Annotated in this window: 21 protein-coding genes; 3 read left to right on the top strand and 18 right to left on the bottom strand. The window is 71.2% G+C overall.

The window, feature by feature from the left end:
- Positions 1-48 precede the first annotated feature (48 nt).
- The 9 genes from ACJJVL_RS06795 to hisS form a co-directional block, all read right to left on the bottom strand.
- A complete protein-coding gene (locus tag ACJJVL_RS06795; protein WP_405217669.1) occupies positions 49-597 on the bottom strand; it encodes a LemA family protein in 549 nt (182 codons plus the stop codon).
- A gap of 33 nt (positions 598-630) precedes the next feature.
- Entirely contained in the window at positions 631-1,923 is a 1,293-nt protein-coding gene (locus tag ACJJVL_RS06790; RefSeq protein WP_405217668.1) for a D-arabinono-1,4-lactone oxidase, read from the bottom strand.
- Entirely contained in the window at positions 1,920-3,131 is a 1,212-nt protein-coding gene (locus tag ACJJVL_RS06785; protein WP_405217666.1) for an alanine racemase, read from the bottom strand. Before ACJJVL_RS06785 ends, ACJJVL_RS06790 begins: the two co-directional genes overlap by 4 nt.
- Positions 3,128-3,775: a TetR/AcrR family transcriptional regulator gene (locus tag ACJJVL_RS06780; protein ID WP_405217665.1), complete on the bottom strand. Its 648-nt coding sequence runs from the start codon at positions 3,773-3,775 to the stop codon at positions 3,128-3,130. Before ACJJVL_RS06780 ends, ACJJVL_RS06785 begins: the two co-directional genes overlap by 4 nt.
- 106 nt (positions 3,776-3,881) lie before the next feature.
- Positions 3,882-5,216 (bottom strand): NAD(P)/FAD-dependent oxidoreductase, encoded by a 1,335-nt coding sequence (locus tag ACJJVL_RS06775; protein WP_405217663.1) that lies wholly within the window; start codon positions 5,214-5,216, stop codon positions 3,882-3,884.
- A gap of 53 nt (positions 5,217-5,269) precedes the next feature.
- On the bottom strand, positions 5,270-5,806 hold the full coding sequence (locus tag ACJJVL_RS06770) for a DUF501 domain-containing protein (protein WP_405217662.1): 537 nt from the start codon (positions 5,804-5,806) through the stop codon (positions 5,270-5,272).
- Positions 5,803-6,255, bottom strand: coding sequence for a septum formation initiator family protein (locus tag ACJJVL_RS06765; RefSeq protein WP_405217660.1), 453 nt, complete (start codon positions 6,253-6,255; stop codon positions 5,803-5,805). Before ACJJVL_RS06765 ends, ACJJVL_RS06770 begins: the two co-directional genes overlap by 4 nt.
- Before the next feature lie 69 nt (positions 6,256-6,324).
- Positions 6,325-7,605 carry a phosphopyruvate hydratase gene (gene eno / locus ACJJVL_RS06760; RefSeq protein ID WP_405217658.1) on the bottom strand — a complete coding sequence of 427 codons (1,281 nt, stop codon included), beginning with the start codon at positions 7,603-7,605 and terminating at the stop codon, positions 6,325-6,327.
- Between the two features lie 124 nt (positions 7,606-7,729).
- A complete protein-coding gene (gene hisS / locus ACJJVL_RS06755; RefSeq protein ID WP_405217657.1) occupies positions 7,730-8,968 on the bottom strand; it encodes a histidine--tRNA ligase in 1,239 nt (412 codons plus the stop codon).
- A gap of 69 nt (positions 8,969-9,037) precedes the next feature.
- Here hisS and ACJJVL_RS06750 point away from each other — a divergent pair, with 69 nt between their 5' ends.
- The gene (locus ACJJVL_RS06750; RefSeq protein ID WP_405217655.1) at positions 9,038-9,760 is read left to right on the top strand and encodes a Pr6Pr family membrane protein; all 723 of its coding nucleotides are present in this window, start codon (positions 9,038-9,040) and stop codon (positions 9,758-9,760) included.
- On the opposite strand, the gene ACJJVL_RS06745 is transcribed toward ACJJVL_RS06750, so the two are convergent.
- Complete coding sequence (locus tag ACJJVL_RS06745; protein WP_405217654.1) at positions 9,661-10,341, bottom strand: TetR/AcrR family transcriptional regulator; 681 nt, start codon at positions 10,339-10,341, stop codon at positions 9,661-9,663. The genes ACJJVL_RS06750 and ACJJVL_RS06745 overlap by 100 nt on opposite strands.
- A 90-nt stretch (positions 10,342-10,431) precedes the next feature.
- Here ACJJVL_RS06745 and ACJJVL_RS06740 point away from each other — a divergent pair, with 90 nt between their 5' ends.
- Positions 10,432-11,379 (top strand): NAD(P)-dependent alcohol dehydrogenase, encoded by a 948-nt coding sequence (locus tag ACJJVL_RS06740; RefSeq protein ID WP_405217652.1) that lies wholly within the window; start codon positions 10,432-10,434, stop codon positions 11,377-11,379.
- 486 nt (positions 11,380-11,865) lie between these two features.
- On the opposite strand, the gene ACJJVL_RS06735 is transcribed toward ACJJVL_RS06740, so the two are convergent.
- The 3 genes from ACJJVL_RS06735 to ACJJVL_RS06725 form a co-directional block, all read right to left on the bottom strand.
- Positions 11,866-12,630, bottom strand: coding sequence for a DUF1775 domain-containing protein (locus tag ACJJVL_RS06735; protein ID WP_405217651.1), 765 nt, complete (start codon positions 12,628-12,630; stop codon positions 11,866-11,868).
- Between the two features lie 111 nt (positions 12,631-12,741).
- The gene (locus ACJJVL_RS06730) at positions 12,742-13,293 is read right to left on the bottom strand and encodes a hypothetical protein (protein ID WP_405217650.1); all 552 of its coding nucleotides are present in this window, start codon (positions 13,291-13,293) and stop codon (positions 12,742-12,744) included.
- Between the two features lie 50 nt (positions 13,294-13,343).
- Positions 13,344-14,069 carry a MazG family protein gene (locus tag ACJJVL_RS06725; protein ID WP_405217649.1) on the bottom strand — a complete coding sequence of 242 codons (726 nt, stop codon included), beginning with the start codon at positions 14,067-14,069 and terminating at the stop codon, positions 13,344-13,346.
- 98 nt (positions 14,070-14,167) lie between these two features.
- On the opposite strand from ACJJVL_RS06725, the gene ACJJVL_RS06720 reads away from it, so the two are divergent.
- On the top strand, positions 14,168-14,953 hold the full coding sequence (locus ACJJVL_RS06720; protein WP_405217648.1) for a D-Ala-D-Ala carboxypeptidase family metallohydrolase: 786 nt from the start codon (positions 14,168-14,170) through the stop codon (positions 14,951-14,953).
- A gap of 5 nt (positions 14,954-14,958) precedes the next feature.
- On the opposite strand, the gene mfd is transcribed toward ACJJVL_RS06720, so the two are convergent.
- From mfd to ACJJVL_RS06695, 5 genes are all read right to left on the bottom strand, one after another.
- A complete protein-coding gene (mfd, locus tag ACJJVL_RS06715; protein ID WP_405217927.1) occupies positions 14,959-18,441 on the bottom strand; it encodes a transcription-repair coupling factor in 3,483 nt (1,160 codons plus the stop codon).
- A gap of 83 nt (positions 18,442-18,524) precedes the next feature.
- Positions 18,525-19,001, bottom strand: coding sequence for a hypothetical protein (locus ACJJVL_RS06710; RefSeq protein WP_405217647.1), 477 nt, complete (start codon positions 18,999-19,001; stop codon positions 18,525-18,527).
- A gap of 51 nt (positions 19,002-19,052) precedes the next feature.
- A complete protein-coding gene (gene pth, locus ACJJVL_RS06705) occupies positions 19,053-19,631 on the bottom strand; it encodes an aminoacyl-tRNA hydrolase (RefSeq protein WP_405217646.1) in 579 nt (192 codons plus the stop codon).
- A 21-nt stretch (positions 19,632-19,652) separates the two neighbouring features.
- On the bottom strand, positions 19,653-20,294 hold the full coding sequence (locus tag ACJJVL_RS06700; RefSeq protein ID WP_405217645.1) for a 50S ribosomal protein L25/general stress protein Ctc: 642 nt from the start codon (positions 20,292-20,294) through the stop codon (positions 19,653-19,655).
- 222 nt (positions 20,295-20,516) lie between these two features.
- Positions 20,517-21,926, bottom strand: coding sequence for a GntP family permease (locus ACJJVL_RS06695; RefSeq protein WP_405217644.1), 1,410 nt, complete (start codon positions 21,924-21,926; stop codon positions 20,517-20,519).
- Positions 21,927-21,972 lie beyond the last annotated feature (46 nt).

Genomic DNA, 21,972 nt, shown 5'->3' with positions numbered 1-21,972 from the left:
CCTGATGGCTTCGGGCTCAACGCGCTTCGCGCATTGAGCCCTACGCCATCAGAACTGGATGCGGGGGGGCTCGGCGACGGCGTTCGAGTGATCGACCTCGAAGAACTCGCGCGGTGCCGCCACGGACGACGCGAACATCGACGACGGGAAGCGACGAGCCTTCGCGTTCAGCTCGCGCGCGGCGGTGTTGTAGTCGCGCCGGCGGGCCTGCCCCTCATCATCGAGCGCGGTGAGGGACGCGCGCGCCTCCGCGGCAGCCGAGCCGATCGGATGCGATGCTGCCGCCTGCACGAATGGTCGCAGCACGCGCTGCACCTCGGCCTCGGCCGCGGCCTTGGTGGACGGTCGATCGGCAGTCTCGAGCGCCGCGAACGCCTCGGCCGCCCGACTCCGCTCCTGCCCGGACGCTGCGCCAAGCAGCGGCTCGGCGACGGCACGCCGCTGCTCGAGCGCCGCAGCGAGGGCCGCCCAGCGATCATCCACCGTGCCTCCGAGCCGCCGGATCGACCCGCGTGCCGCGACGATCCAGACGATCGCGAGCAGCGCGAGGACGAGCACGGCACCGACGACGATCCAGAGGGTCAGCTGCGCATCCATGGCATTCACTCTACGGCGATGCGGCGCTCGCGATCAGTCGCCCAGCACGCGTCTCGTCCAGTCGCTCGAGAACGTGCGGTCGGGGTCCAGCTCGTCGCGCAGCGCGCGGAACGCCGTGAAGCCAGGCACCCGTTCGGCCAGCTGCGCGGCCCGCAGGGAATGGTGCTTGCCCCAGTGCGGTCGGCCATCGTGGGCGAGCAGGATCGGCTCGACGAGCTCGAACAGCGGCCGCGGATCCTCCCGCCACCACCGGTGCGCTGCGATGTAGGCGGTGTCGCGGCCGTTCGCGGTCGACAGCAGCGCATCGTCGGCCGCGATCGCCCGCATCTCGAACGGGAAGGTCGGCACGAGACCCGCGCGTCGCAGGGCGCCGTCGATCTCGCGCAGGGCCTCTGGCAATGCCGCGACCGGGATCCCGTACTCGAGCTCGCGGAAGCGCACGGAGCGGTCGGCCGCGAAGACGCGGTGACTCGCCTCGACGAAGCGTCCGCGCGCCATGCCCCGGGCGGCGACCTCGTTGACCGCGCGCGACGCGGCGGGTGCGAGCGCGGCGATCGTCAGCAGCGCGCGATGGCCCACGTCGGTGAGCAGCCGCTCGTCGACGAAGCGCCCGATGGCGGAGCGCGGCGCGAGCGGACCCCGGACCCGGCGGTTCGACTTCGTGACCGCGAGCGAGGTGCCCGCGAACCAGAAGAACTCGAAGTGATCGGTGCGCTGCAGCAGTCCCATCCAGTCGTCGAGCACCGCGTCGAGTTCGACGGCAGCCTCGATCGCCTCGAGCGCGAACGCCGGCACGCACTGCAGCGTGATGTCGACGAGCACGCCGAGCACGCCGAGTCCGAGGCGCACCGCTGGCAGCAGCTCCGGCCGCTCGGTGTCGCTCACGCGCAGCACCCGGCCATCGGCCGTGACGAGGGTCGCGGCGACCACCGAGGCACCGATCGACCGGTGGCGCAGCCCCGTGCCGTGGGTGCCGGTCGAGATCGCGCCGGCGATCGTCTGCCGATCGATGTCACCGAGGTTGTCGAGCGCGAGCCCGTGCTCGGCCAGCAGCGCGCACAGGTCACGGATGGTCGTCCCAGCGAGCACGGTGACGCGGTCGCGCGCACGATCGAGCTCGACGAGGCCCGAGAGCGCATCGACCGTGAGATGGGCATCGTCCGGCCGGGCCGCAGCCGAGAAGGAGTGGCCGCTGCCGAGCGGCCGGAGCGTGCCGCCGCTCTCACGCACCCGGTCGATCGCACGGCGCACGCCATCGATCGTCGTCGGAGCGTGGACCCAGGTCGGCTCAGCCCGCTGGGAGCGTGCCCAGTTCGTCCATGTCACAGCAGTTGTCTCCCCTCGCCGCGGTAGGTGGGGATGCTCTCGAGGACCGCATCCCCCACCACCACGTGCAGCTCGTCGATACGTTCGTTCGATTCGCCCGACTTCGCGTTCCGCATCCAGACCCGGTCACCGAGGCGCAGGCGATCCGCCGCAGCCCCCAGCACCGGCGTGTGCACCTCGCCGGCCCCCTCTGCGGGGTCGAGACGGAGACCCGCAGGCCATGCGATCACGGGACTGCGGTCAGCGCCGTGCGGCCCCGAGGCGATCCAGCCTCCGCCGAGCAGCGTGGCGACGCCTGCAGCGGGCTTCCGCACCACCGGCAGCGCGAACGCCAGAGCCGGCGCCGGCGAGAAGCGCTGGTACCCGTCGAAGAGGTGCCCGCCGAACAGACCGCTGCCTGCGGCGATCTCGGTGACGGCCGGATCGCGGCGCGTGCTCTCGATGGATCCCGTGCCTCCACCGTTCACGAACTCGAGCTGCGTCTCGGCGCGCACCGCGGCGACGGCTGCGCTGCGCCGCTCCAGCAGGTCTCTGACCGACATCCGTTGCATCGCGCGCACGGCCGCAGCCGGGGAGGCGCCACGGCGCCTGCCATCCTGCACGCCGGCGACCTGCGCCTCATACGACATCATGCCGACCAGGCGGAATCCTGCCCGGCCGATGACGGCGCGCGCCATGGCCCGCGCGTCTGCGGGGGTGCGCAGCGGCGACCGACGCACGCCGGCTCGCAGCGGGCCGAGGCGCAGGCCCGCGTCGAGTTCGATCGCGACGCGGATCTCCGGGTGCCCCGGTGCTGCGGCGTCGATGCAATCGAGGTGCTCGACACTGTCGACCATGAGCGTTACGCGCTCGAGGGCACGCTCGTCTGCCGCGAGCGCTCGAATGGCGTTGCGATCGACGGTCGGGTAGCCCAGCAGCACATCGTCGACCGTCGCCGACAGCCAGAGCCCCTCGGCGAGGGTGGCCGCAAGCACCCCGCGCCAGCCCGGGGTGCGGAGCACCGCCTCCGTCACGGCGCGGCTCCGCACCGACTTGGTCGCGAGCCGCAGCGGCGTGCCGTCCGCGCGCCGCACCATGTCGCGGGCGTTGTGCGCGAGCGCGTCGTGCGACAGCGCTGCGAGCGGCGCGTCGAGGTGCGCGACCGCGGCATCCAGCCGCTCCCAGTGGCCCTGGGCGATCCACGGGCGTGCATCCGCCAGCTCGATCATCGCGCCGCTCCGTTCGACGCTGCGCGCCACAGCGCAGCGCGGGGCGCGGTGCCGCCCAGGATCGCCGCCGAGAGCATCGGCGCGGCCTCGTCGACGAAGCGCCGAGCGGCATCCGCATCGCCGGTCCGCAGCAGGTGGTAGGTCACCCCGTCGCTGACGTGCAGCACGAGTGTCGCGAGCTCCTCCAGGGGTCGCACCGGCTCGACCCCGGTGCGCTCGCAGACCGTCGCGACGAGCCCGGAGACTGCGTCGACATAGCGGCGCTGCACCTCACCCGGCAGGTGCTGCAGCTCCGGCGAGCGCCGGCAGTAGGCCATGATCTCCATGATCGCGAGCTCGTACTCCGGCCGGGAGGCGAGCCGGTCGACCCAGTCGTGGACGAGCACCCGGATGACCTCCGACAGCGTCGCGTCGCCCGGAACCTGCAGCTCCTGCGCCTCAGGGTCGGGCAGCACGACGTAGGCGTAGGCCTCACCGATCATCTCGTCGCGGGAGTCGAACACGTAGTGGAAGGTGGCGAGTGGCACCCCGGCCTCCGCGACGATTGCGCGCACGGTCGCACCGTGCATGCCCTCGCGGGCGATGACCCGGAGCCCTGCCTCGATGAGCTCCCCGCGCCGCTCCACAGCCGACTTCCTCGTCAAGCGAACTCCGATGGTCTCCGCGTCATGGACGGTTGTCCATGACCCACCTTATGACAGCGCCGCGCCCTGCAGTGCACGGCGCGGCGCTGGCTCGAGGCTCGATCGACTAGGCGTCGACCTTCGGCTTGGGCCTCGAGGCGAAGGTCTCGAACGCGGCGCGCGGGTGATCGCGCTCAGACAGCTCGACGATGTCGCGCCCCAGCCAAAACTGGTTCCACCAGTCGCCGAAGACGCGCCACTTGCGCTCCCACATCGGCATCGCGAGGCCGTGATACCCGCGGTGCGCGACGAAGGCCAGCGGTCCCTTGATGGCCAGCTTGCCCTTCTGGAAGACGCCGTTCCAGAGCCCGAGACCCGCCACAGCGCCCTCGTTGGCGTGGATGTAGTCACGCGGCGCCTCACCGCGCAGGACGGCGACGATGTTCTTCGCGAGCAGCTTGGCCTGACGCACGGCGTGCTGGGCGTTCGGCACGCAGAAGCCGCCCGGTCCCGGGGTGCTCGAGAGGTCGGGCACCGCCGACACGTCGCCTGCGGTCCAGGCATCCGGCACCACGACACCGTCGCGTGCGATCTGCATGGTGGCGAGCGCGGTGATGCGCCCACGCTCGTCGAGCGGCAGATCGGTTGCGCGCACCACCGGGTTGGCCATCACGCCGGCGGTCCAGATGATGAGGTCAGACGCAAAGCGGTCGCCGGTGGAGAGCTCGCACACGCCGTCCACGGCGCTCTGCAGCTGCGTCTCGAGGTGCACGTGCACCCCGCGCTTGCGGAGGTCGTCGACCACCCAGAGCGCGGTGTCCTCGCTGACCTCCGGCATGATCCGGCCCATCGCCTCGACCAGGTGGAACTGCACCTCGTCGAAGCTGATCTCGCGGAAGCGCGAGAGCAGGTGCGTGGCGAAGTCGCGGAGCTCGGCGATCGTCTCGATGCCGGCGAAGCCGCCACCGATGACCGCGACGGTCAGAAGCCGGTCGCGCTCGGGGCCCTCCGGCAGCGCGGCCGCCTTCGCGAAGTTGGAGATGAGGCGGTCGCGAACAGCAGCGGCCTCCTCGATCGTCTTCATGCCGATCGCCTCGTCGGCGACGCCGGGGATCGGGAACGTGCGCGAGACCGAGCCCGCCGTCATCACGATGACGTCGTAGTCGAGCGTGCGCTCCTCGCCGAGCTCCGGCTTGATCGTCGCGACCTTGTTCGCGTGGTCGACGTTCGTGACCTTCGCCTGCACGATCTTCGCGCGCTTGAGGTGGCTGCGCAGCGGAACGACGATGTGGCGCGGCTCGATGGAACCCGCGGCGACCTCCGGCAGGAAGGGCAGGTAGGTCATGTAGGGCAGCGGGTCGACGACGGTGATCTCCGCCTCGGTGCTGCCGAGCTGACGCTCGAGCCCGCGAGCGGTGTAGAGGCCGGCGTAACCGCCGCCGACGATCAGGATCTTGTTCACAGACGCACTTCTTCCCCGATATCAGATGTGGATTGCACCTGATTCTACCGTCCTCAGGATGCGGGCGGGTCGTCGGCGCGGCCTCGTGCCTCAGGGTCGCACACGCACCGCTCGGGTGACCACTCCGCCAGCTCGAGCGTGTGGTCGCCGATCGGGTTCACGCCGGGGCCCACCGCGAGCGTGTGCGCGAGCAGCGCGTGCAGGCACTTCACGCGCGTCGGCATGCCCCCGGCGCTGATGCCCGCGATCTCCTCGACATGCCCATGCGCCTCGCGATCGGCGAGGTACGCGGCGTGGGCGGCCGCGTAGGCGGCGGCGGTCTCCGCATCCTGCAGCTGCTCCTGCAGCGCGGCCATGGTGCCGTCGGCCTCGAGTCGGGAAGCGGCAGCCGTGGCGGCGGGATGGGTCAGGTAGTAGAAGGTCGGGAACGGCGTGCCGTCGGGCAGCCGCGGCCGCGTGACGACCACGGTGGGCGCGCCGCACGCGCAGCGAGCGCCGATGCCGAGCACCCCCCGCATCGTGCGGCCGAGCTGCGTCGCCATGATCGCTCGGTCGTGATCGGTCGCGGGGTCGATCGCGAGGTCGGTCATTGCGGCTCCGGGGTGGGGCCGACCGATGTCGGCGCCTGGTCGGTGAGTCCCGCGAGCAGGAACGACGACGCGAGTGCCGCCGACCAGTCGCTGCTGGGAGCCTCGAGCGTGGCGGAGGGCACGTCGCTCGAGGCGGTCTCGAGCGCGGAGCGGTCGTCGAGCAGCACGAAGCTCGTCTCACCGGGGTAGACGAAGAAGAGGCGGTCGCGCGCCTGCGCCTCGATGTAGGCCGGGTCCTCCCAGCGGGCGACATCTTCCTCGAGGGTCTCGACGTGCTCGCGCTGCTCGGCGACCTGCGCTTCGAGCGCGGCGATGTCCCCACGCTGCTCGAGCAGCAGCCCGATCGTCGGGGCCAGCACGACGAAGCCCGCGACCACGAGCCCGACGACGATCAGGAGGAGCCACGAGACGCGCAGCTGCCCGAGGGCGACGTCAGACGAGGAGGGCACCCGCCGATGCTACCGGCGGGTGCCCTCCTGCGGCGGGCGAACCGCCTACCGAGCGCTGATGCGCGTGCTTCAGGCGCCGAAGCGCGGGTAGGCGCCAGCGCCGGCGTACGCAGCCGCGTCGCCGAGGTCCTCCTCGATGCGCAGCAGCTGGTTGTACTTCGCGACGCGCTCGCTGCGCGCCGGGGCACCGGTCTTGATCTGACCGCAATTGACGGCCACCGCGATGTCGGCGATCGTCGTGTCCTCCGTCTCGCCCGAGCGGTGCGAGAGCACCGAGCCGTAGCCGGCCTGCGTGGCGATGCGGATCGCGTCGAGCGTCTCGGACAGCGTGCCGATCTGGTTGACCTTCACCAGCAGCGCGTTGGCGGCACCGCGCTCGATGCCGTCCGTGAGCCGCGCGGGGTTCGTCACGAACAGGTCGTCGCCGACGATCTGCACGCGCTCACCGAGCTGCTCGGTCATCGCGCTCCAGCCGTCCCAATCCTCCTCGTCGAGCGGATCCTCGATCGTGACGAGCGGGTACGCACCCACGAGCTCGGTGTAGTAGTCGGTCAGCTCGGCGCTCGATCGGTCCTGACCCTCGAAGCGGTAGACGCCGTTGTCGAAGAACTCGGTCGCGGCGACATCCATGCCCAACGCGATGTCGGAGCCGGGGGTGAAGCCCGCCTTCTCGATCGCCTGCATGAGCAGGTCGAGCGCCTTGCGGTTGCTCGGCAGGTCTGGCGCGAAGCCGCCCTCGTCGCCCAGGCCCGTCGCGAGCCCCTGCTCCTTGAGGATCGACTTGAGCGCGTGGTAGGTCTCCGCGCCCCAGCGCAGTCCGTCCCGGAACGTCTCCGCGCCGATCGGCAGGATCATGAACTCCTGCACGTCGACACCCGTGTCGGCGTGTGCGCCGCCGTTGATGACATTCATCATCGGCACCGGCAGCAGGAACGCGTTCGGTCCGCCCAGGTAGCGGAACAGCGGCAGGCTCGCCGAGTCGGCAGCCGCCTTCGCGACCGCGAGCGAGACGCCCAGGATGGCGTTCGCGCCGAGGTTCTTCTTGTTGTCGCTGCCGTCGAGCTCGATGAGCGTGTGGTCGATGACGCGCTGGTCGTCGGCGACCATGCCCTCGATCGCCTCGGCGATCTCCTCGTTCACGGCGTCGACGGCCTGCTCGACGCCCTTGCCGAGGTATCGGGCGCTGTCGCCGTCGCGCAGCTCGTAGGCCTCGAACGCGCCGGTGGATGCGCCGGAGGGGACGGCCGCGCGGCCGACGGAGCCGTCGGAGAGCAGCACCTCGACCTCGACGGTCGGGTTGCCGCGGGAATCCAGGATCTCGCGAGCCTGCAGGGTGTCGATGAGTGCCACAAGTGCTCCTTGCTTGGGATGGACGGAGGTCAGTGGTGGGCAGTGTTTCGAGCCTAGCCCTCACCGCATCCGCGCGCGTCGGGTCGATCGAGCCCGTCCTCTGGGACGGGCTGCCGAGGGAGACTCAGTCGATGGGCTTGACCTCGAGCGTCGCGGCGGTGTCGCCAGGGCGCACGAACGCGAAGTGCGTGGCGCCGGATGCCGCGAGCTGCTCGAGCAGGGCGGTCACGTTCTTCGTGCGGCGCTGCATGCGCACCGTCTGGCCGGCAGCGACCAGATCGCGCTTGATCGCGATCGCGCGGGTCGGCTCGACCTCCTTGTCGACCAGCAGCGCGACCGTCTCGCCAGCCTCCTCCTCCGGCAGGCTCACGAGGTCGACGAGCCGCTCGAAGCCGAGCGAGATCCCGACCGCCGGCAGCTCACGGCCGAGGAAGCGCCCGACCATCCCGTCGTAGCGGCCGCCGCCGCCGATCGAGAACGGCAGGTCGGGGTGGGCGATCTCGAAGATCGGGCCCGTGTAGTAGCCCATGCCGCGCACGAGCGTCGGGTCGAACTCCAGCCGGATGCCCGCGTTCGCTGCCAGCAGCTCGCGCACCGGCTCGAGCGCCGCGGCATCGAAGCCATGCAGCGTGCCGCCTGCGCCCGTCGACTCCCCCGCACGGATGGCCTCGAGCGTGGCGAGCAGCCGCTCGCCGTCGACGCCGCGCTCGGCAAGCTCCGCAGCAACGCCCGCCGGGCCGATCTTGTCGAGCTTGTCGACGGTGATGAGCGCGGCCTCGTGCAGCTCGGGGGCGATGCCCGCGTGGTCGAGCGCGGCGAAGAGGATGCGCCGGTCGTTGATGCGGATGAACGCGTCCGGGATCCCAAGCCGCGTGAGCGCATCCCCCGTCGCCGCCAGCAGCTCGAGCTCTGCCGTGATGCCCGGCTCGCCGGCGATGTCGATGTCGCACTGCATGAACTGGCGGTACCGCCCGCGCTGGGGGCGCTCCGCGCGCCAGACGGGCGCGATCTGGATCGCACGGAAGACCGGCGGGAGGCTCGAGCGGTGGGTGGCGATGAAGCGCGCGAGCGGCACCGTCAGGTCGAAGCGAAGTCCGAGATCGGCAAGCTCGAGCGGCGCCGCTGCCGCGCGCAGGTCATCGACCTCGAGACCTCGGCGCATGACCGCGAACGCGAGCTTCTCGTTGTCGCCACCGAGACCGGCGTGCAGACGAGCCGCATCCTCGACGACCGGCGTCTCGATCTCCTCGAAGCCGTGGTGCTCATAGGCAGCTCGGATCACACGCAGCACACGGTCGCGCACGCGCTTCTCGACCGGCAGGAAGTCGCGCATGCCGCGGGGCGGGTTCACCTGGGTTGCCATGGATCCATTGTTCCGCACGTGTCGCGCAGATTCTGCCGCAGCGCATCTGGCGCTGGCACGATGAATGCCGTGCGACGACGTTGGCCATTCCACGACCGGGCAGTGCCGGTGATCTCCTGGCGGATCGTGATCCTGCTGGTGGCAGTGCTGGCCGAGGCGTGGAACATCAAGAACATGCTGGCCAGCGGCGAGCCTGCGACCGAGCACTTCGCCTACTTCACGGTGCAGTCGAACATCCTCGTCATCATCCTGATGCTCTGGATGCTGGTCGCGCAGGGTCACAGGCCGGCTTGGTTCGATCATCTGCGTGGGGCGGTCACTGCCTACATCGTGCTCACCGGCGTGATCTACGCCGTGCTGTTGGCCCAGCCCGATGAGGTGTGGTCCTGGTCGATCGAGTTCACGAACGCCGCGCAGCACCGCATCGTGCCCGCCCTGGTCGGCCTCGACTGGCTGCTGGTGCCGACCATCGGCCGCATCCGCATCCGCCGTGCCGTCTGGTGGATGCTCTACCCGGTCGGCTACCTGGTGTGCTCCTGGCTGCGCGGGGCGCTGATCGACGGCTGGTACCCGTACCCGTTCCTCGAACCGGGCGTGCACGGCGGGTGGGCGGGACTGCTGTGGCCGACCGGGCAGGTGCTGCTCGCATTCTGCATCGGCATCTTCCTCGTGGCGGGCCTCGGTGCGCTGCGCTATCGCACCGCGCCGGATGCGCGGGCTCGCTCCTCGTCCAGCCTGACCGCGAAGCCATCCAGCACGAGCTCGAGCCCCCACTCGAACTCGTCGCCGTAGTCGTAGTCCTTGCCGATCACGAGCTCGGCGACGAACGCTGCCATCGCCGGGAAGCGATCTGCCGGCAGCTGCAGCTGCTCGATCATCGCGTCGGCTGCGCCCGGCTCGAACGGCAGCTGCTGCTCGGTGCCGACGAAGCCGTAGACGTAGGCGTCGAGCACCGAAAAGACGTGCCCCGCCAGCCGCACCGAGAAGCCACCGGCTCGAAGCGCCGCGAGCACGGCCTCATGGCCAGCGAGCACCGCCGGACCGGGGGTGCGGCGCGACTCCAGCAGCGACGAGCCCCACGGGTGAGAGCGCAGCAGGGCGCGAGACGAGCGCGCCCTGGTAGCCAGGCCCGTGCGCCACTCGCCATCCGGCGCGGGATGCTCGATCTGCGCCATGAGCCAGTCGGCCAGGTGGTCGAGCAGCGCCTCCTTGGCCTCGACGTGGTGGTAGAGCGACATGGCCTCGACGCCGAGCTCGCGGCCGACGCTGCGCATGCTGACGCCCAGGAGTCCCTCGCGGTCGGCGACGGCGGCCGCGGCCTCGACGATGCGCTCGACCGTGAGGCCGGGCTTCGCTGCTGAACGCTTCGTCATCACTGCTCCCTCCGGAACTGCATCTTGTGGGACTTACAAGTGTAAGGGTACGCTCGGGACATCCAAGTCTTACAACTGTAAGGAACCCTCGTGCGTGCTGTCATCGTCGACCGGTACGGCCCTCCGGCCGTCGCCAGGATCACCGAGCTTCCCTCTCCCGTGCCGCGGCCCGATCAGGTGCTGGTGCGCGTCGCCGCCGCCGCCGTCACCTCCGGCGATGCGCGCATCCGCGCGGCCAGCTTCCCTGCCGGGATGAGCCTGCCCGGCCGGCTGGCGCTCGGGGTGCGCGGGCCCCGCAATCGCGTACTCGGCATCGTGGTCTCTGGCACCGTTGCGGCGGTCGGCCAGGCGGTGACCGCATTCGCGGTCGGCGATGAGGTCGCGGGCATGACCGGTGCGCGCATGGGCACGCACGCTGAGCTGGTCGCGGTTGAGGCGAAGCGACTCGTGCGCAAGCCCGGCGGCATTCCGCACGATGCTGCCGCCGCAGCGATCTTCGGTGGTGCCACCGCGCTGCACTTCCTGCACGCCGTCGCCGACCTTCTGCCGGGGCAGGACGTGCTCGTGATCGGCGCCTCCGGCGCCGTCGGCACCAGCGCCGTGCAGCTCGCACGGATCGCCGGCGGAAGAGTGACGGGCGTCGCGAGCGATCGCAACGTCGCGCTGCTGCACCGCCTCGGCGTCGACGAGCACGTCGACTACGGCACCACCGATCCCGTCAGTCTGGGCCAGCGGTTCGACGTGATCATCGATGCCGTGGGCACGCTGACCCCGGCGAGCGCGCGAGCGCTCGTGCGCGAGGGCGGCACCGCGGTGCTGGCGGCGGCGAGCCTGTGGCAGATGCTGCAGGCGCGCGGCCCGGTTAAGGTCGGCCCTGCGCCCGGCAGCCCTGCGCTCGTCGAGCGGCTGCTGCCGCTGCTCGAGCGCGGCGAGCTCGATCCGGTCATCCAGCAGACGCTGCCGCTTGCGGACATCGCGGAGGCCTACAGGATCGTCGACTCCGGCCGGAAGGTGGGCAACATCGTCGTGCGGCCCTAGTCTCGATGGCCCGGCCAGCCCCGCGCCCCGCAGCTCCGCCCAGCCCCGCGAGCTCCGCGAGGTCCGCGGCTCTCGCGGGATCGGGACGGCGCTGAGGAGCTCCGCGAGGTCCGCGGCTCCGCCCCAGCCCCGCGAGCTCCGCGGCCCCGAGCCGCCCCCGCACAACGCAAGCCCGCGCGGCCGAAGCAGCCGCCGCCACCGGCCAGCCGCCGCAGCACCGGCGATCCTCGAGCTGCGGGCTTGCGTTGTGCCGGCTGCCGCCGCGCCTCCGCCCCTCAGCACCGATCCGCTCCCGCCAGCTCCGACCCTCAGCGCCGTCCCGATCCCGCGAGAGCCGCGGCCCCGAGCCGGCCCCCGCACAACGCAAGCCCCGGCGCCCGAAGCAGCCGCAGCTACCAGCCGCCGCCGCGGGACCGGCGAATCTCGAGCTGCGGGCTTGCGTTGTGCCGGCTGTCGCCGCGCCTCAGCGACGACAGCCGGGTGCGGTCAGCTGCGACGACGGAACGCGCCGAAGGCTGCGAACGCGGCAGCCAGCACGGAAGCCACGAGCGCCGTGATCGCGATCGGCATTGCGGGGCTCGACTCCTGGACAGCGCCGGCAGCGGTGCCCTCCGAGCTCGCGTCGGCAGCCGGGGCCTGAGCGCCGTCGGCGGGCTCGCTTGCCTCAGTGTCAGCCTCAGCCGGGGCCGAGACCTCGTCGGAGCCACTGTCGACCGCTGCGGCATCGTCGCCCGCACCGTGCGCGTGCGAGGCCTCGCCGATCGTGATCGTCGGCGCGGGCGCGTCGGCCTCCGGGTCGGGATCGCTCCACATCGTCTCGCCCACCTCACAGCTCTGCAGGGTGGGGAACGCGAGCACGGTGCCATCGGCCGCGCCCTCCGGCAGCGTCACCTCGAGCTCGAGCGTCTCGCGCACGCCGTCGGGGACGGCCCGGTCGGCGGTGAAGGCCACGGTGCGGGCACCGTCGACCACGCCGGACTCGACCTGCCAGCCGGCGTTCGCGATGAGTGCGACCGCAGTCACCTCGTCGGGGATGCTGACCTCGACCGCCGTCGTCGGCGAGCCGTCGCAGCCGTGGCTGAACGAGAACGCCAGCTCGCTCGTGGCACCCGCCTCGGTCGAGGTGGGCGTGACGTGCACGTGCGCGCTCGCGGCGATGGGGGCGGCGAGCACGAGCGCCGCCGTGGCGACGCCGATGCCGGCGGCGGTGAGCCCGCGACGGCGCGGATTGGTGGTGGTGATGGTGGACATGGTTGTACTCCTGATGCTGAGGCGCGGCGCGGGGCGCAGCGCAGTCGTCTGAACGGCGCCCCGCTGGTGCGGTCGCCAAGTGATTCGGATCGCTCGGGGCGATCGGATGGGTCAGACGAGCAGCGCAGGCGGCCCGCGGGTGCCGCGCACACAGGCGAGGGCATCCAGCGCCGTGCGGCGGGGCCGATGCGCAGCGACCACGGACGCGGGTCGCCGAGGATTGGCGGGCGCCCAGGTGAGCACGGCTGCTGCCAGGCGCAGCGACATGGCCTCCTGCATCGCGGCGACCGCGCGCGGCACCCATCGCAGCAGCGCCAACGTGAGCAGGCCCGCTGCCACGTGCGCGAGCGGCATGCTCGCGTGGGCATGGACGGTCGTCGCCGGCAGCGCGCCGTCGGCACCGTGCATATGGGCCGCAGGGGCGCTCGACGCGGTCTCTGGCAGCGCGTAGAGCATGTGCTGCAGCGCCTGGGCGACAGCGACCGCGAGCACTTGACGAGCGGCGGATGGCCGGCCGCGCAGCAGCGGGCTCAGGACGAGCAGCGTGGCCACGAACGCCGCGGCGAGCAGCAGCGCGTCGGGCGCGGCACCGCCGGCGATCGCATGCGCGAGCCCGGTGACGAGGGTGGTGAGCGCCGTCACGATGAGCGAGGCTGCGAGCATGCGGCGGCGCCGAACGATGCGCTCGTCGAGCCCAGAACGCGAGCCGGCGATCACAGCAGGGCCGATCCGGGGGCCGGCGAGCGCGCGGCCTCACGGTCGCGCAGCGCGGCCTCACGGTCGCGCAGCTCGGCCTCGAGCTCGCGGATGGCGCCCCGCAGCGCTCGCTCCGCATCCAGCCCCGCAGCTGTCGCACCGCGCACCATCTCGAGCAGCGAACGGCCGAGCGCCTCCTCGCCGTCGTCGCGCGCGCGAGCGGCCGAGGCGTCGTCGCGCGCGCGAGCGGCCGAGGCGTCGTCCGCGGGCAGCAGGCCCGCACGCTCCCCGCGACGCAGCACCTTGGCTGCACGCGCGAGCGCGGGCAGGCTGGGCGTAATGCCGTCCATCGCGCTCTCGCGCTCCGGCTTCTCCTCACGCTTGATGGCATCCCAGTTGGCGATCACCTCGCCGACGCCATTGATGGCCGTGCCGGCGAAGACGTGCGGATGCCTGCGCCGGAGCTTCTCGCTCAGCCCGCGCGCGACGTCGTCGATGTCGAAGCGCCCGTCCGCGCGCGCGATGTCGGCGTGGAAGACCACCTGCAGCAGCACGTCCCCGAGCTCCTCCTGCAGGTGTGCGTCATCGCCGGTCTCGATCGCCTCGGCGAGCTCGTGCGCCTCCTCGATCACATAGGGCACGAGCGAGGCGTGCGTCTGCTCGGCATCCCACGGGCAACCGCCGGGTCCGCGCAGGCGCGCCATCACGGCGATGAGGTCGCCGAGCGCCGATTCAGCATCCACCCGACCAGGCTACGGCAATGGGCAGCACTCACCATTGACGCACGTGCGCCGCGAAGCGAGTCTGGGGCCTTGCTGCACCACGCTGGAAGGACCGGTCAATGGAGACCCACACGGCCACGACGATTGCGCCGCCACCGCGAAGGCGACGGCTCCGGCGAGCGCTCGCCCTGCTGACTGCCGCGATCGCGATGGTGGGCGGCACGATCCTCGCCGCTCCCGCCGCTCCAGCACAGGCCGACAGCTGCTTCACCTGGCAGAGGACCCTGCGAGCGGGCGACACCGGCAGCGATGTGCGAGAGCTGCAGATCCGGGTCGCCGGCTGGTCCGGCTATCGCACGAACCTCGCGATCGACGGCTCGTTCGGCCCGGCGACGACCACAGCTGTGCGCAACTTCCAGCAGGCGTACGGGCTCCAGGTGGATGGGGTCGTCGGTCCGCAGACGCGCGCGACGATCGACGACCTCCAGGATCCCGACTGCAGCCCTGCGCACTTCTCCTGGAGCGAGGTCGACGCTGGCTGCGGCCAGGGCGGCTACGCCGGTGGCAGCGTCGGCGCCGCGACCGTACGGCAGAACCTGCTGCGCGCCATGTGGCGTGCGGAGGCGCTCCGGCACCGCCTGGGCGATCGTCCGCTGACGGTCACCAGCGGCTTCCGCAGCCAGGCTTGCGATCGCCGGGTCGGCGGCTCCGGCACCGGGCAGCACACCTATGGACGGGCGCTGGACCTGGTCGGCGGCGGCGGGCAGTCGTTCTGCCAGATCGCCCTCGCGGCCCGGTACACGTCAAACACGGTGATCCTGGGTCCCGGCTACCCGAATCACAACGACCACATCCATGTCGACAACGGCGGGAACACCTGGTCGGCTCCGCGCTGCGGCATCTGAGCCGGTCAGTCCACCGCCGCGTCGGGGCCGGTTTCCTCTGCAGCCGTCCCCGGCGCCGGCTTCGGCGGCGGGAAGATCGCCGTCAGCAGCGCATCGACCCATGCGACGAGCTCGGCGTCGGGCAGCGGCTCCGCCTGCGTGCCCGCGAGCCGGCCGCCGCCGGCGGTCGGGATCGGCACGACGAGCGTCTTCGCGGTCGGGTTCAGCTTCGCATCCGGGTACATGCGCCGCAGGCGCAGCTGCACCGAGTCGGCGAGCTCCGCGGGCCCGACCCGCAGGTTCGGGCCGACCGTGATGACCTCCGACAGCTTCGCCGCCTGCGCCTTGCGCCGCAATCGAGCGATGGCGACCAGCGCCGACACCTGCGCGGGCGGCTCCCCGTAGCGGTCGCGCAGCTCGTCGAGCACCTGATCGATCGTGCTGTCGTCGCGCGCCGAGGCGGCGGACGAGAGCTTCTGGTACGCCTCCAGGCGCAGCCGCTCCGAGTCGACGTAGTCCTCGGGGATCACCGCATCCACGGGCAGCTCGAGCCGCAGCTCGCGCGGCCCCTCATCCTCCTCGCCGCGGAAGACCGCGACCGCCTCGCCCACCATCCGCAGATAGAGGTCGAAGCCGACGCCTGCGATATGACCCGACTGCTCGCCGCCCAGCAGGTTTCCGGCGCCGCGGATCTCGAGGTCCTTGAGCGCAACCTGCATGCCGGCGCCGAGCTCGTTGTGCACGGCGATGGTCTCGAGCCGGTCGTGCGCCGTCTCCGACAGCGGCGTCTCGCCGTCGTAGAGGAAGTAGGCGTACGCGCGCTCGCGACCGCGACCGACGCGACCGCGCAGCTGGTGCAGCTGGCTGAGGCCGTAGCGCTCCGCGCGATCGACGATGAGGGTGTTGGCGTTCGGGATGTCGAGGCCGGTCTCGACGATCGTCGTGGAGACGAGCACGTCGTACTGCCGCTCCCAGAAGTCGACGATCACGCGTTCGAGCGCCGTCTCGGCCATCTTCCCGTGGGCAACGCCGATGCGCGCCTCCGGGACGAGCTCGGCGAGCTGGGCCGCGACCCGGTTGATCGACGAGACGCGGTTGTGCACGAAGAACACCTGTCCCTCGCGCAGCAGCTCGCGGCGGATCGCTGCAGCGACCTGCTGCTCGTTGTACGCGCCCACGAACGTCAGCACCGGGTGCCGCGCCTCCGGCGGCGTCGCGAGCGTCGACATCTCCCGGATCCCGGTCACAGCCATCTCCAGCGTGCGCGGGATGGGTGTCGCCGACATCGAGAGCACGTCGACGTTCGTCTTCAACGACTTGAGTCGCTCCTTGTGCTCCACGCCGAAGCGCTGCTCCTCATCGACGATCACGAGCCCGAGCTCCTTGAAGCGCACGTTCTCGGAGAGCAGCCGGTGGGTGCCGATCACGACGTCGACGGTGCCGTCGGTGATGCCCGCAATCGTCTCCCGCACCTCCTTGTCGGTCTGGAAGCGGCTGAGCGCCCGCACCTGCACAGGGAAGCCGGCGAAGCGCGCAGCGAAGGTCTCGAAGTGCTGCCGCACGAGCAGCGTCGTCGGCACCAGCACAGCCACCTGCGTGCCGTCCTGCACGGCCTTGAACGCAGCGCGCACCGCGACCTCGGTCTTGCCGTAGCCGACGTCGCCCGAGAGCAGTCGGTCCATGGGGACCTCGCGCTCCATGTCGCGCTTCACCTCGTCGATCGTGGTCAGCTGATCGGGCGTCTCGGCGTACGGGAACGCATCCTCGAGCTCGCGCTGCCACGGGCTGTCCGGCCCGAACCTGCGGCCCTTCGACGCCATGCGCTTCGAGTACAGCTGCACGAGCTCGACCGCGATCTCGCGCACCGCCTTGCGTGCCTTCGACTTCGTCTGCTGCCAGTCGCTGCCGCCCATCTTCGACAGCTGCGGGGCCTCGCCGCCGACGTAGCGATTGAGCTGGTCGAGCTGGTCGGTGGGCACGGAGAGCCGATCGCCCGGATGGCCGCGCTTCGACGCCGCGTACTCGATGACGAGGTACTCCCGGGTCGTCTTGACGGGATTGCGCCCCCCGGTCGAGACCGTCCGCTGCGTCAGCTCGACGAAGCGACCGACGCCGTGCGTCTCGTGCACGACGTAGTCCCCCGCCTTCAGCTGCAGCGGGTCGACCACCGAACGGCGGCGGCCGGCGAGCTTGTGCGGCTGGCGCGCATCGACGCCGACGGCGCGGCCGAAGAACTCGGCCTCGCTCACGAGCTCGATGCGCTCCTCCGGCAGCGAGAAGCCGTGCTCGATGGATGCGCGCGTGACATGCACGATGCCGGGATCGAGGTCGGCCGGCAGCGCGTCGACGACGCGGGCCGCGACCTCGTGCTCGCCGAGCACCTGCGCGGCGCGCTCCACGAGACCCTGGCCGGCCGCCGTGACGACGATGCGCCAGCCCTGCCGCGCGCGCTCTCGCACATGCTCGACGGCACCGTCGGCGATGCCGGTGAAGCTCGGGATGGGCTCGCCCTCGACGGCGGTGACCGTGTCGTCGGCGGCAAGCACCGAGAAGCTCCACCACGGCGCGTCGATGGCCTCGCGCAGCTCGTCGAGGCTGAGGAATCCGCTCGACAGGTCGACCGGTGCCTGTCCTCCCGCGGTGGCTGCGCTCCACGCCGCCTCCAGGAACTCCTGGTTCGTGTCGTTCAGGCTCGCGATGCGGTCGCGGATGCGCTCGGGGCCGAGCACGACGACGCCGGCGCCAGGCAGGTAGTGCGTGATCGGCACCATCCGCTCGAGCAGTGCGGGAGCGAGCGACTCCATGCCCTCGACCGGGATGCCCTCGGCGATCTTCTCCAGCATCTGCTGGATGCCGGGGAACTCCGGCGCGAGCTGCTTCGCCCGCGCGCGCACCATCGGCGTCAGCAGCAGCTCGCGGCTCGGCGGCAGCACGATGCGCTCCACCGGTGAGGGGTCGGAGCGCTGGTCGGCGACGTGGAACCAGCGCATCTGCTCGACCTCATCGCCGAACAGCTCGATGCGCACCGGGTAGTCCTCTGCGGGACTGAAGATGTCGACGATGCCGCCGCGCACGGCGAACTCTCCGCGGCGCGTGACCATGTCGACGCGCGCGTACGCGAGGTTCACGAGCTGCCGCGCGAGCGCACTGAGGTCGATGCCTCGCCCGCCGAGCACGAGCTCCACCGGAGCGACATCGAGCAGGTTGTCGGCGACGGGCTGCAGCGCGGCGCGCACCGACGCGAGGATGATCAGTGGTCGAGCAGGGTCGCGCTCCGCGACCGCGCGAAGGGTGGCACCGCGCTGACCGACGGTCTCGGCCGAGGGACTGAGCCGCTCGTGCGGCAGCGTCTCCCACGCCGGCAGCTCGAGGATCTGCGCGTCGGGCAGCCAGGCCGAGAGGTCGTCGCGCACCGCGTCGGCCTCACGACGCGTGGCCGCCACCACGAGCAGCGGACGATCGTGCTGGTTCGCGAGCGTCGCGACGATCGGTGCGCGCATCGCTTCCATGCCGGTGAGCGATCCGCCTGTCGATGCGTCGACGACCGGTTCGAGCGCCCCGCCCTCGAGCAGCTCGAGGAGAGGGAGGAGGCTCACGAGGTCATGACCACTTCGCCTGCCGCGTCCTTCACCTCGAGCGTCCATCCCTCATCGTTCGGCTCGTACTCGGGCAGCACGAGTGCGAAGACCGCCGGTGCCTCATCGCCCACCGGGGTTCCGGCGGTGAGCGGATAGGTCTGCCCGTACCAGGTCAGCTCCGCGGTGGTGGCGCCCGTGGGCGCGATCACGAGCAGCATCGACGGCTCCTCGGGGTCATCCCAGCAGATCAGCGGCGCGTTGCCCAGGCACGAGTGCACGAAGCGGCCCTCCGGCGACTCCAGCATGAGGTCGGTCATCCCGGAGCCATCGCTGCGGTCGTTCCAGAGCAGCGTGCCGTCGTCGAGTGTCGCGGAGAGCTCGTAGCCGTTCGGCGGCGGCGGGCCGGAGTCGGGCTCGTCGGCCGCAGCGCACCCGGCGAGCAGCAGCGACGCCGCGATGACCGCGGTCGCCCTCATGGCGAATCGGCGCACGGGCGCCCTCCTTCCGATCGGCACTCAATGCTAGCGGCGCACCCGCGCCCGCTAGGACGGCGCGTGCAGCCGCTGCTGGGCGGCCAGGAACCCGTCGGCGATGATGCGCTCGACGGCATCCGCGCCCAGCTGCACGAGCAGCTCGGCCTCTGGCTGCTCGGTCTTCGCGAAGGGCCGCAGCACGAAGTCCGCGGCGTCCTGCCTGCCGGGGGGTCGGCCGATGCCGAGCCGCACGCGCAGGAACTCCGGCCCGCGGGCGGCGATGATGTCGCGCAGCCCGTTGTGGCCCCCGTGCCCGCCGCCCTGCTTCAGCCGCAGCTCGCCGAGCGCGATGTCGAGCTCGTCATGCAGCACGATCACGTGCTCGAGGTCGACGCCGTAGTAGTCCATCAGCGTCGAGACGGGACCGCCGGAGCGGTTCATGTACGACAGCGGGAACGCGGTGATGACCTTCGGCCCACCGATCACCCGCGACTCGGCGACGAGCGCATCGGCCCTGCCGTGCCGCTTAGGCGTCGCGCCCGCGCGCCGCTCCAGCTCGGTGGCGACCAGCTGGCCGATGTTGTGCCGCGTGCGCGCGTAGTCGGGCCCGGGGTTCCCGAGCCCGACCACGAGCCACGTCTCGGCCATGTCGCCGTCGTCGATGCCGGATTACTCCGAGGCGTCCTCGGTGGTCTCGGCAGCGCCCTCTGCGGCCTCGCCCTCGGCCGCGTCCGCGGCCTCGTCCTCGTCCTCGGTGGGTGCGGCCGGCACCATGATGCCGACGACCAGCGTCTCGGGGTCGGTGAGCAGCGTCGCACCCTTCGGCATCGTGATGTCGCCGGCGAGGATGTGCGAGCCCTCCTCCATGCCCTCCACCGACACCGTGATGGAGTCGGGGATGTGGAGCGCCTCGACCTCGATCGACAGCGCGGTCGTCTCGTGGTTCTGGATGGTGCCGGGGGCCGACTCGCCCTCGATGTGCACGCCCACGTCGACGATGACCTTCTCGCCTCGCTTGACGATGACGAGGTCGACGTGCTCGATGCCGGGCATGCCCTGGAGCACCGGGTTGCGCTGCACGTCCTTCACGAGGGCGAGCTGGTGCTTGTCGCCGATCTGCAGGTCGATGATCGCGTTGGAGCGGCGCACGAGCAGGTACAGCGCGTGGGCGTCGACCGTCAGGTGCTGCGGCTGGGTGCCGTGGCCGTAGAGGACGCCGGGGATCTTGCCGACGGCGCGCAGCTTGCGAGCTGCGCCCTTGCCGAAGGACTCGCGGATCTCGGTCTCGAGCTTGTCGTACTCGGTGCTCATGGAAGTCTCCTTGTGGGCCGCAGCCCGTCATCGTGTCGACTCGAACGCGCAAGCATGAGGACCCGGTCTGGCTCCCACCGCGTCGATCACGGATGCTCCTGCATCCCTCGCCGAAGTTCAGCGACCGAGTCTACCGCACGACGCGTGCGACCGTGTGTCGGACGGCACCCGGTGCTGCCGCGACGACGGCCTGCGAGGCCCGCCGTCGCGGCGCGCTCCGGGTCAGCCGAACAGGCCGGCGAGCAGGTAGATCGCGAACGACAGGATGAAGCCGATGATGGCCATCAGGCCCTGCGCGACCGTCCAGGTCTGCAGGGTCGTCTTCACATCCATGCCGAAGAACTTGCTCACCAGCCAGAAGCCGGAGTCGTTCACGTGGCTGAAGCCCACCGATCCGGCGGCGGTCGCGAGCACGATCGCGGCGACCTCGACCGGGTTGAAGCCGCCGTCGACGACCACGCCGGCCATGAGCGAGGCCGCGGTCGTCAGCGCCACGGTGGCCGAGCCCTGCGCGATGCGCACGATCTGCGAGATGAGGAACGCCGCAACGATGACCGGCATGCCGATCGAGTTGAGCGAGTCGGCGATCGCGGTGCCGATGCCGGTGACGCGCAGCACGCCACCGAACATTCCTCCGGCGCCGGTGACGAGCACCACGGAGGCGATCGGGCCGAGCGAGCTGTCGGCGACCTTCTCGATGAGCGTGCCGGCCTTGCCCATCCCCCAGCCCAGCAGCCACATCGAGACGATGACCGTGATCAGCAGCGCGACGGGCGTCTCGCCGAGCACCCGAAGCAGCGCGACGATCGGCTGCGCCTTGAACGCGTCGGCGTCATCCGTCGTCGAGGCGTACATGTTGAGGCCCGTGTTCATGAGGATGAGCACGAGCGGCAGCAGCAGCAGCGTGATGATCTTGCCGAACGAGGGGTGCGACTCCATCTCCCGGTTCACGTCGTCGGAGCCATCGAGGATCGTCGGCACCGAGATGTTGTACCTGCGACCCACCCATCCGCCGAACAGCACCCCGACGAGGTACCAGACGGGGATCGCCACGACCAGGCCGAGGATGAGCACGAGGCCCACGTCGGCACCGAGGATCGCGGATGCGGAGACCGGTCCGGGGTGCGGCGGGACGAAGATGTGCATGGCGCTGAAGGCGATCGCCGCGGGGAAGGCGACGAGCAGCAGCGAGCCGCCCAGCCGACGCGAGACGGCGTAGATGATCGGCAGCATCACGACGAGGCCGGCGTCGAAGAAGATCGGGAAGCCCATCAGCAGGCTGGCGACACCGACGGCCATCCCGGCGCGCTTCTCGCCGAACCTGCCGACCAGCTTGTCGGTCAGCACCCGAGCGCCGCCGGAGGTCTCGATCATCCGTCCGAGCATCGCGCCGAGCGCCACAAGCAGCATGACGCTGCCGAGCGTGGGATTGAAGCCGAACGCGAGCGCGGCCATCAGCTGGTCGAACGGGATGCCTGCGGCGACGGCCGTCAGCAGGCTCGTGATCATCAGCGCGAGGAACGCGTGGATCTTGAACGTCATGATGAGGACGAGCAGCAGGGCGATCGCCGCGGCGGCGAGCAGCAGCAGTCCTCCCGTGCCCAGATCCCAGTTGAGGACGAGGTCTTCCATGGCAGTGGCTCCTAGGTGTGCGTGTGCGGTGCAGTGCGGGTGGCCG

The organism is Agrococcus sp. Ld7, from assembly GCF_045064095.1.
Classification (GTDB): Bacteria; Actinomycetota; Actinomycetes; order Actinomycetales; family Microbacteriaceae; genus Agrococcus.
Note: the sequence above shows the minus strand (reverse complement) of the source record. Positions and strands in the feature narration are given on the sequence as shown.

Bases quoted from the DNA above. Each gene is read 5' to 3' on its own strand.
- ACJJVL_RS06795 (WP_405217669.1), bottom strand. From the start codon at position 597: ATGGATGCGCAGCTGACCCTCTGGATCGTCGTCGGTGCCGTGCTCGTC.
- ACJJVL_RS06785 (WP_405217666.1), bottom strand. From the start codon at position 3,131: ATGATCGAGCTGGCGGATGCACGCCCGTGGATCGCCCAGGGCCACTGG.
- ACJJVL_RS06770 (WP_405217662.1), bottom strand. From the start codon at position 5,806: ATGACCGACCTCGCGATCGACCCCGCGACCGATCACGACCGAGCGATC.
- hisS (WP_405217657.1), bottom strand. From the start codon at position 8,968: ATGGCAACCCAGGTGAACCCGCCCCGCGGCATGCGCGACTTCCTGCCG.
- ACJJVL_RS06745 (WP_405217654.1), bottom strand. From the start codon at position 10,341: ATGACGAAGCGTTCAGCAGCGAAGCCCGGCCTCACGGTCGAGCGCATC.
- ACJJVL_RS06735 (WP_405217651.1), bottom strand. From the start codon at position 12,630: ATGTCCACCATCACCACCACCAATCCGCGCCGTCGCGGGCTCACCGCC.
- ACJJVL_RS06730 (WP_405217650.1), bottom strand. From the start codon at position 13,293: ATGCTCGCAGCCTCGCTCATCGTGACGGCGCTCACCACCCTCGTCACC.
- ACJJVL_RS06720 (WP_405217648.1), top strand. From the start codon at position 14,168: ATGGAGACCCACACGGCCACGACGATTGCGCCGCCACCGCGAAGGCGA.
- mfd (WP_405217927.1), bottom strand. From the start codon at position 18,441: ATGGAAGCGATGCGCGCACCGATCGTCGCGACGCTCGCGAACCAGCAC.
- pth (WP_405217646.1), bottom strand. From the start codon at position 19,631: ATGGCCGAGACGTGGCTCGTGGTCGGGCTCGGGAACCCCGGGCCCGAC.
- ACJJVL_RS06700 (WP_405217645.1), bottom strand. From the start codon at position 20,294: ATGAGCACCGAGTACGACAAGCTCGAGACCGAGATCCGCGAGTCCTTC.
- ACJJVL_RS06695 (WP_405217644.1), bottom strand. From the start codon at position 21,926: ATGGAAGACCTCGTCCTCAACTGGGATCTGGGCACGGGAGGACTGCTG.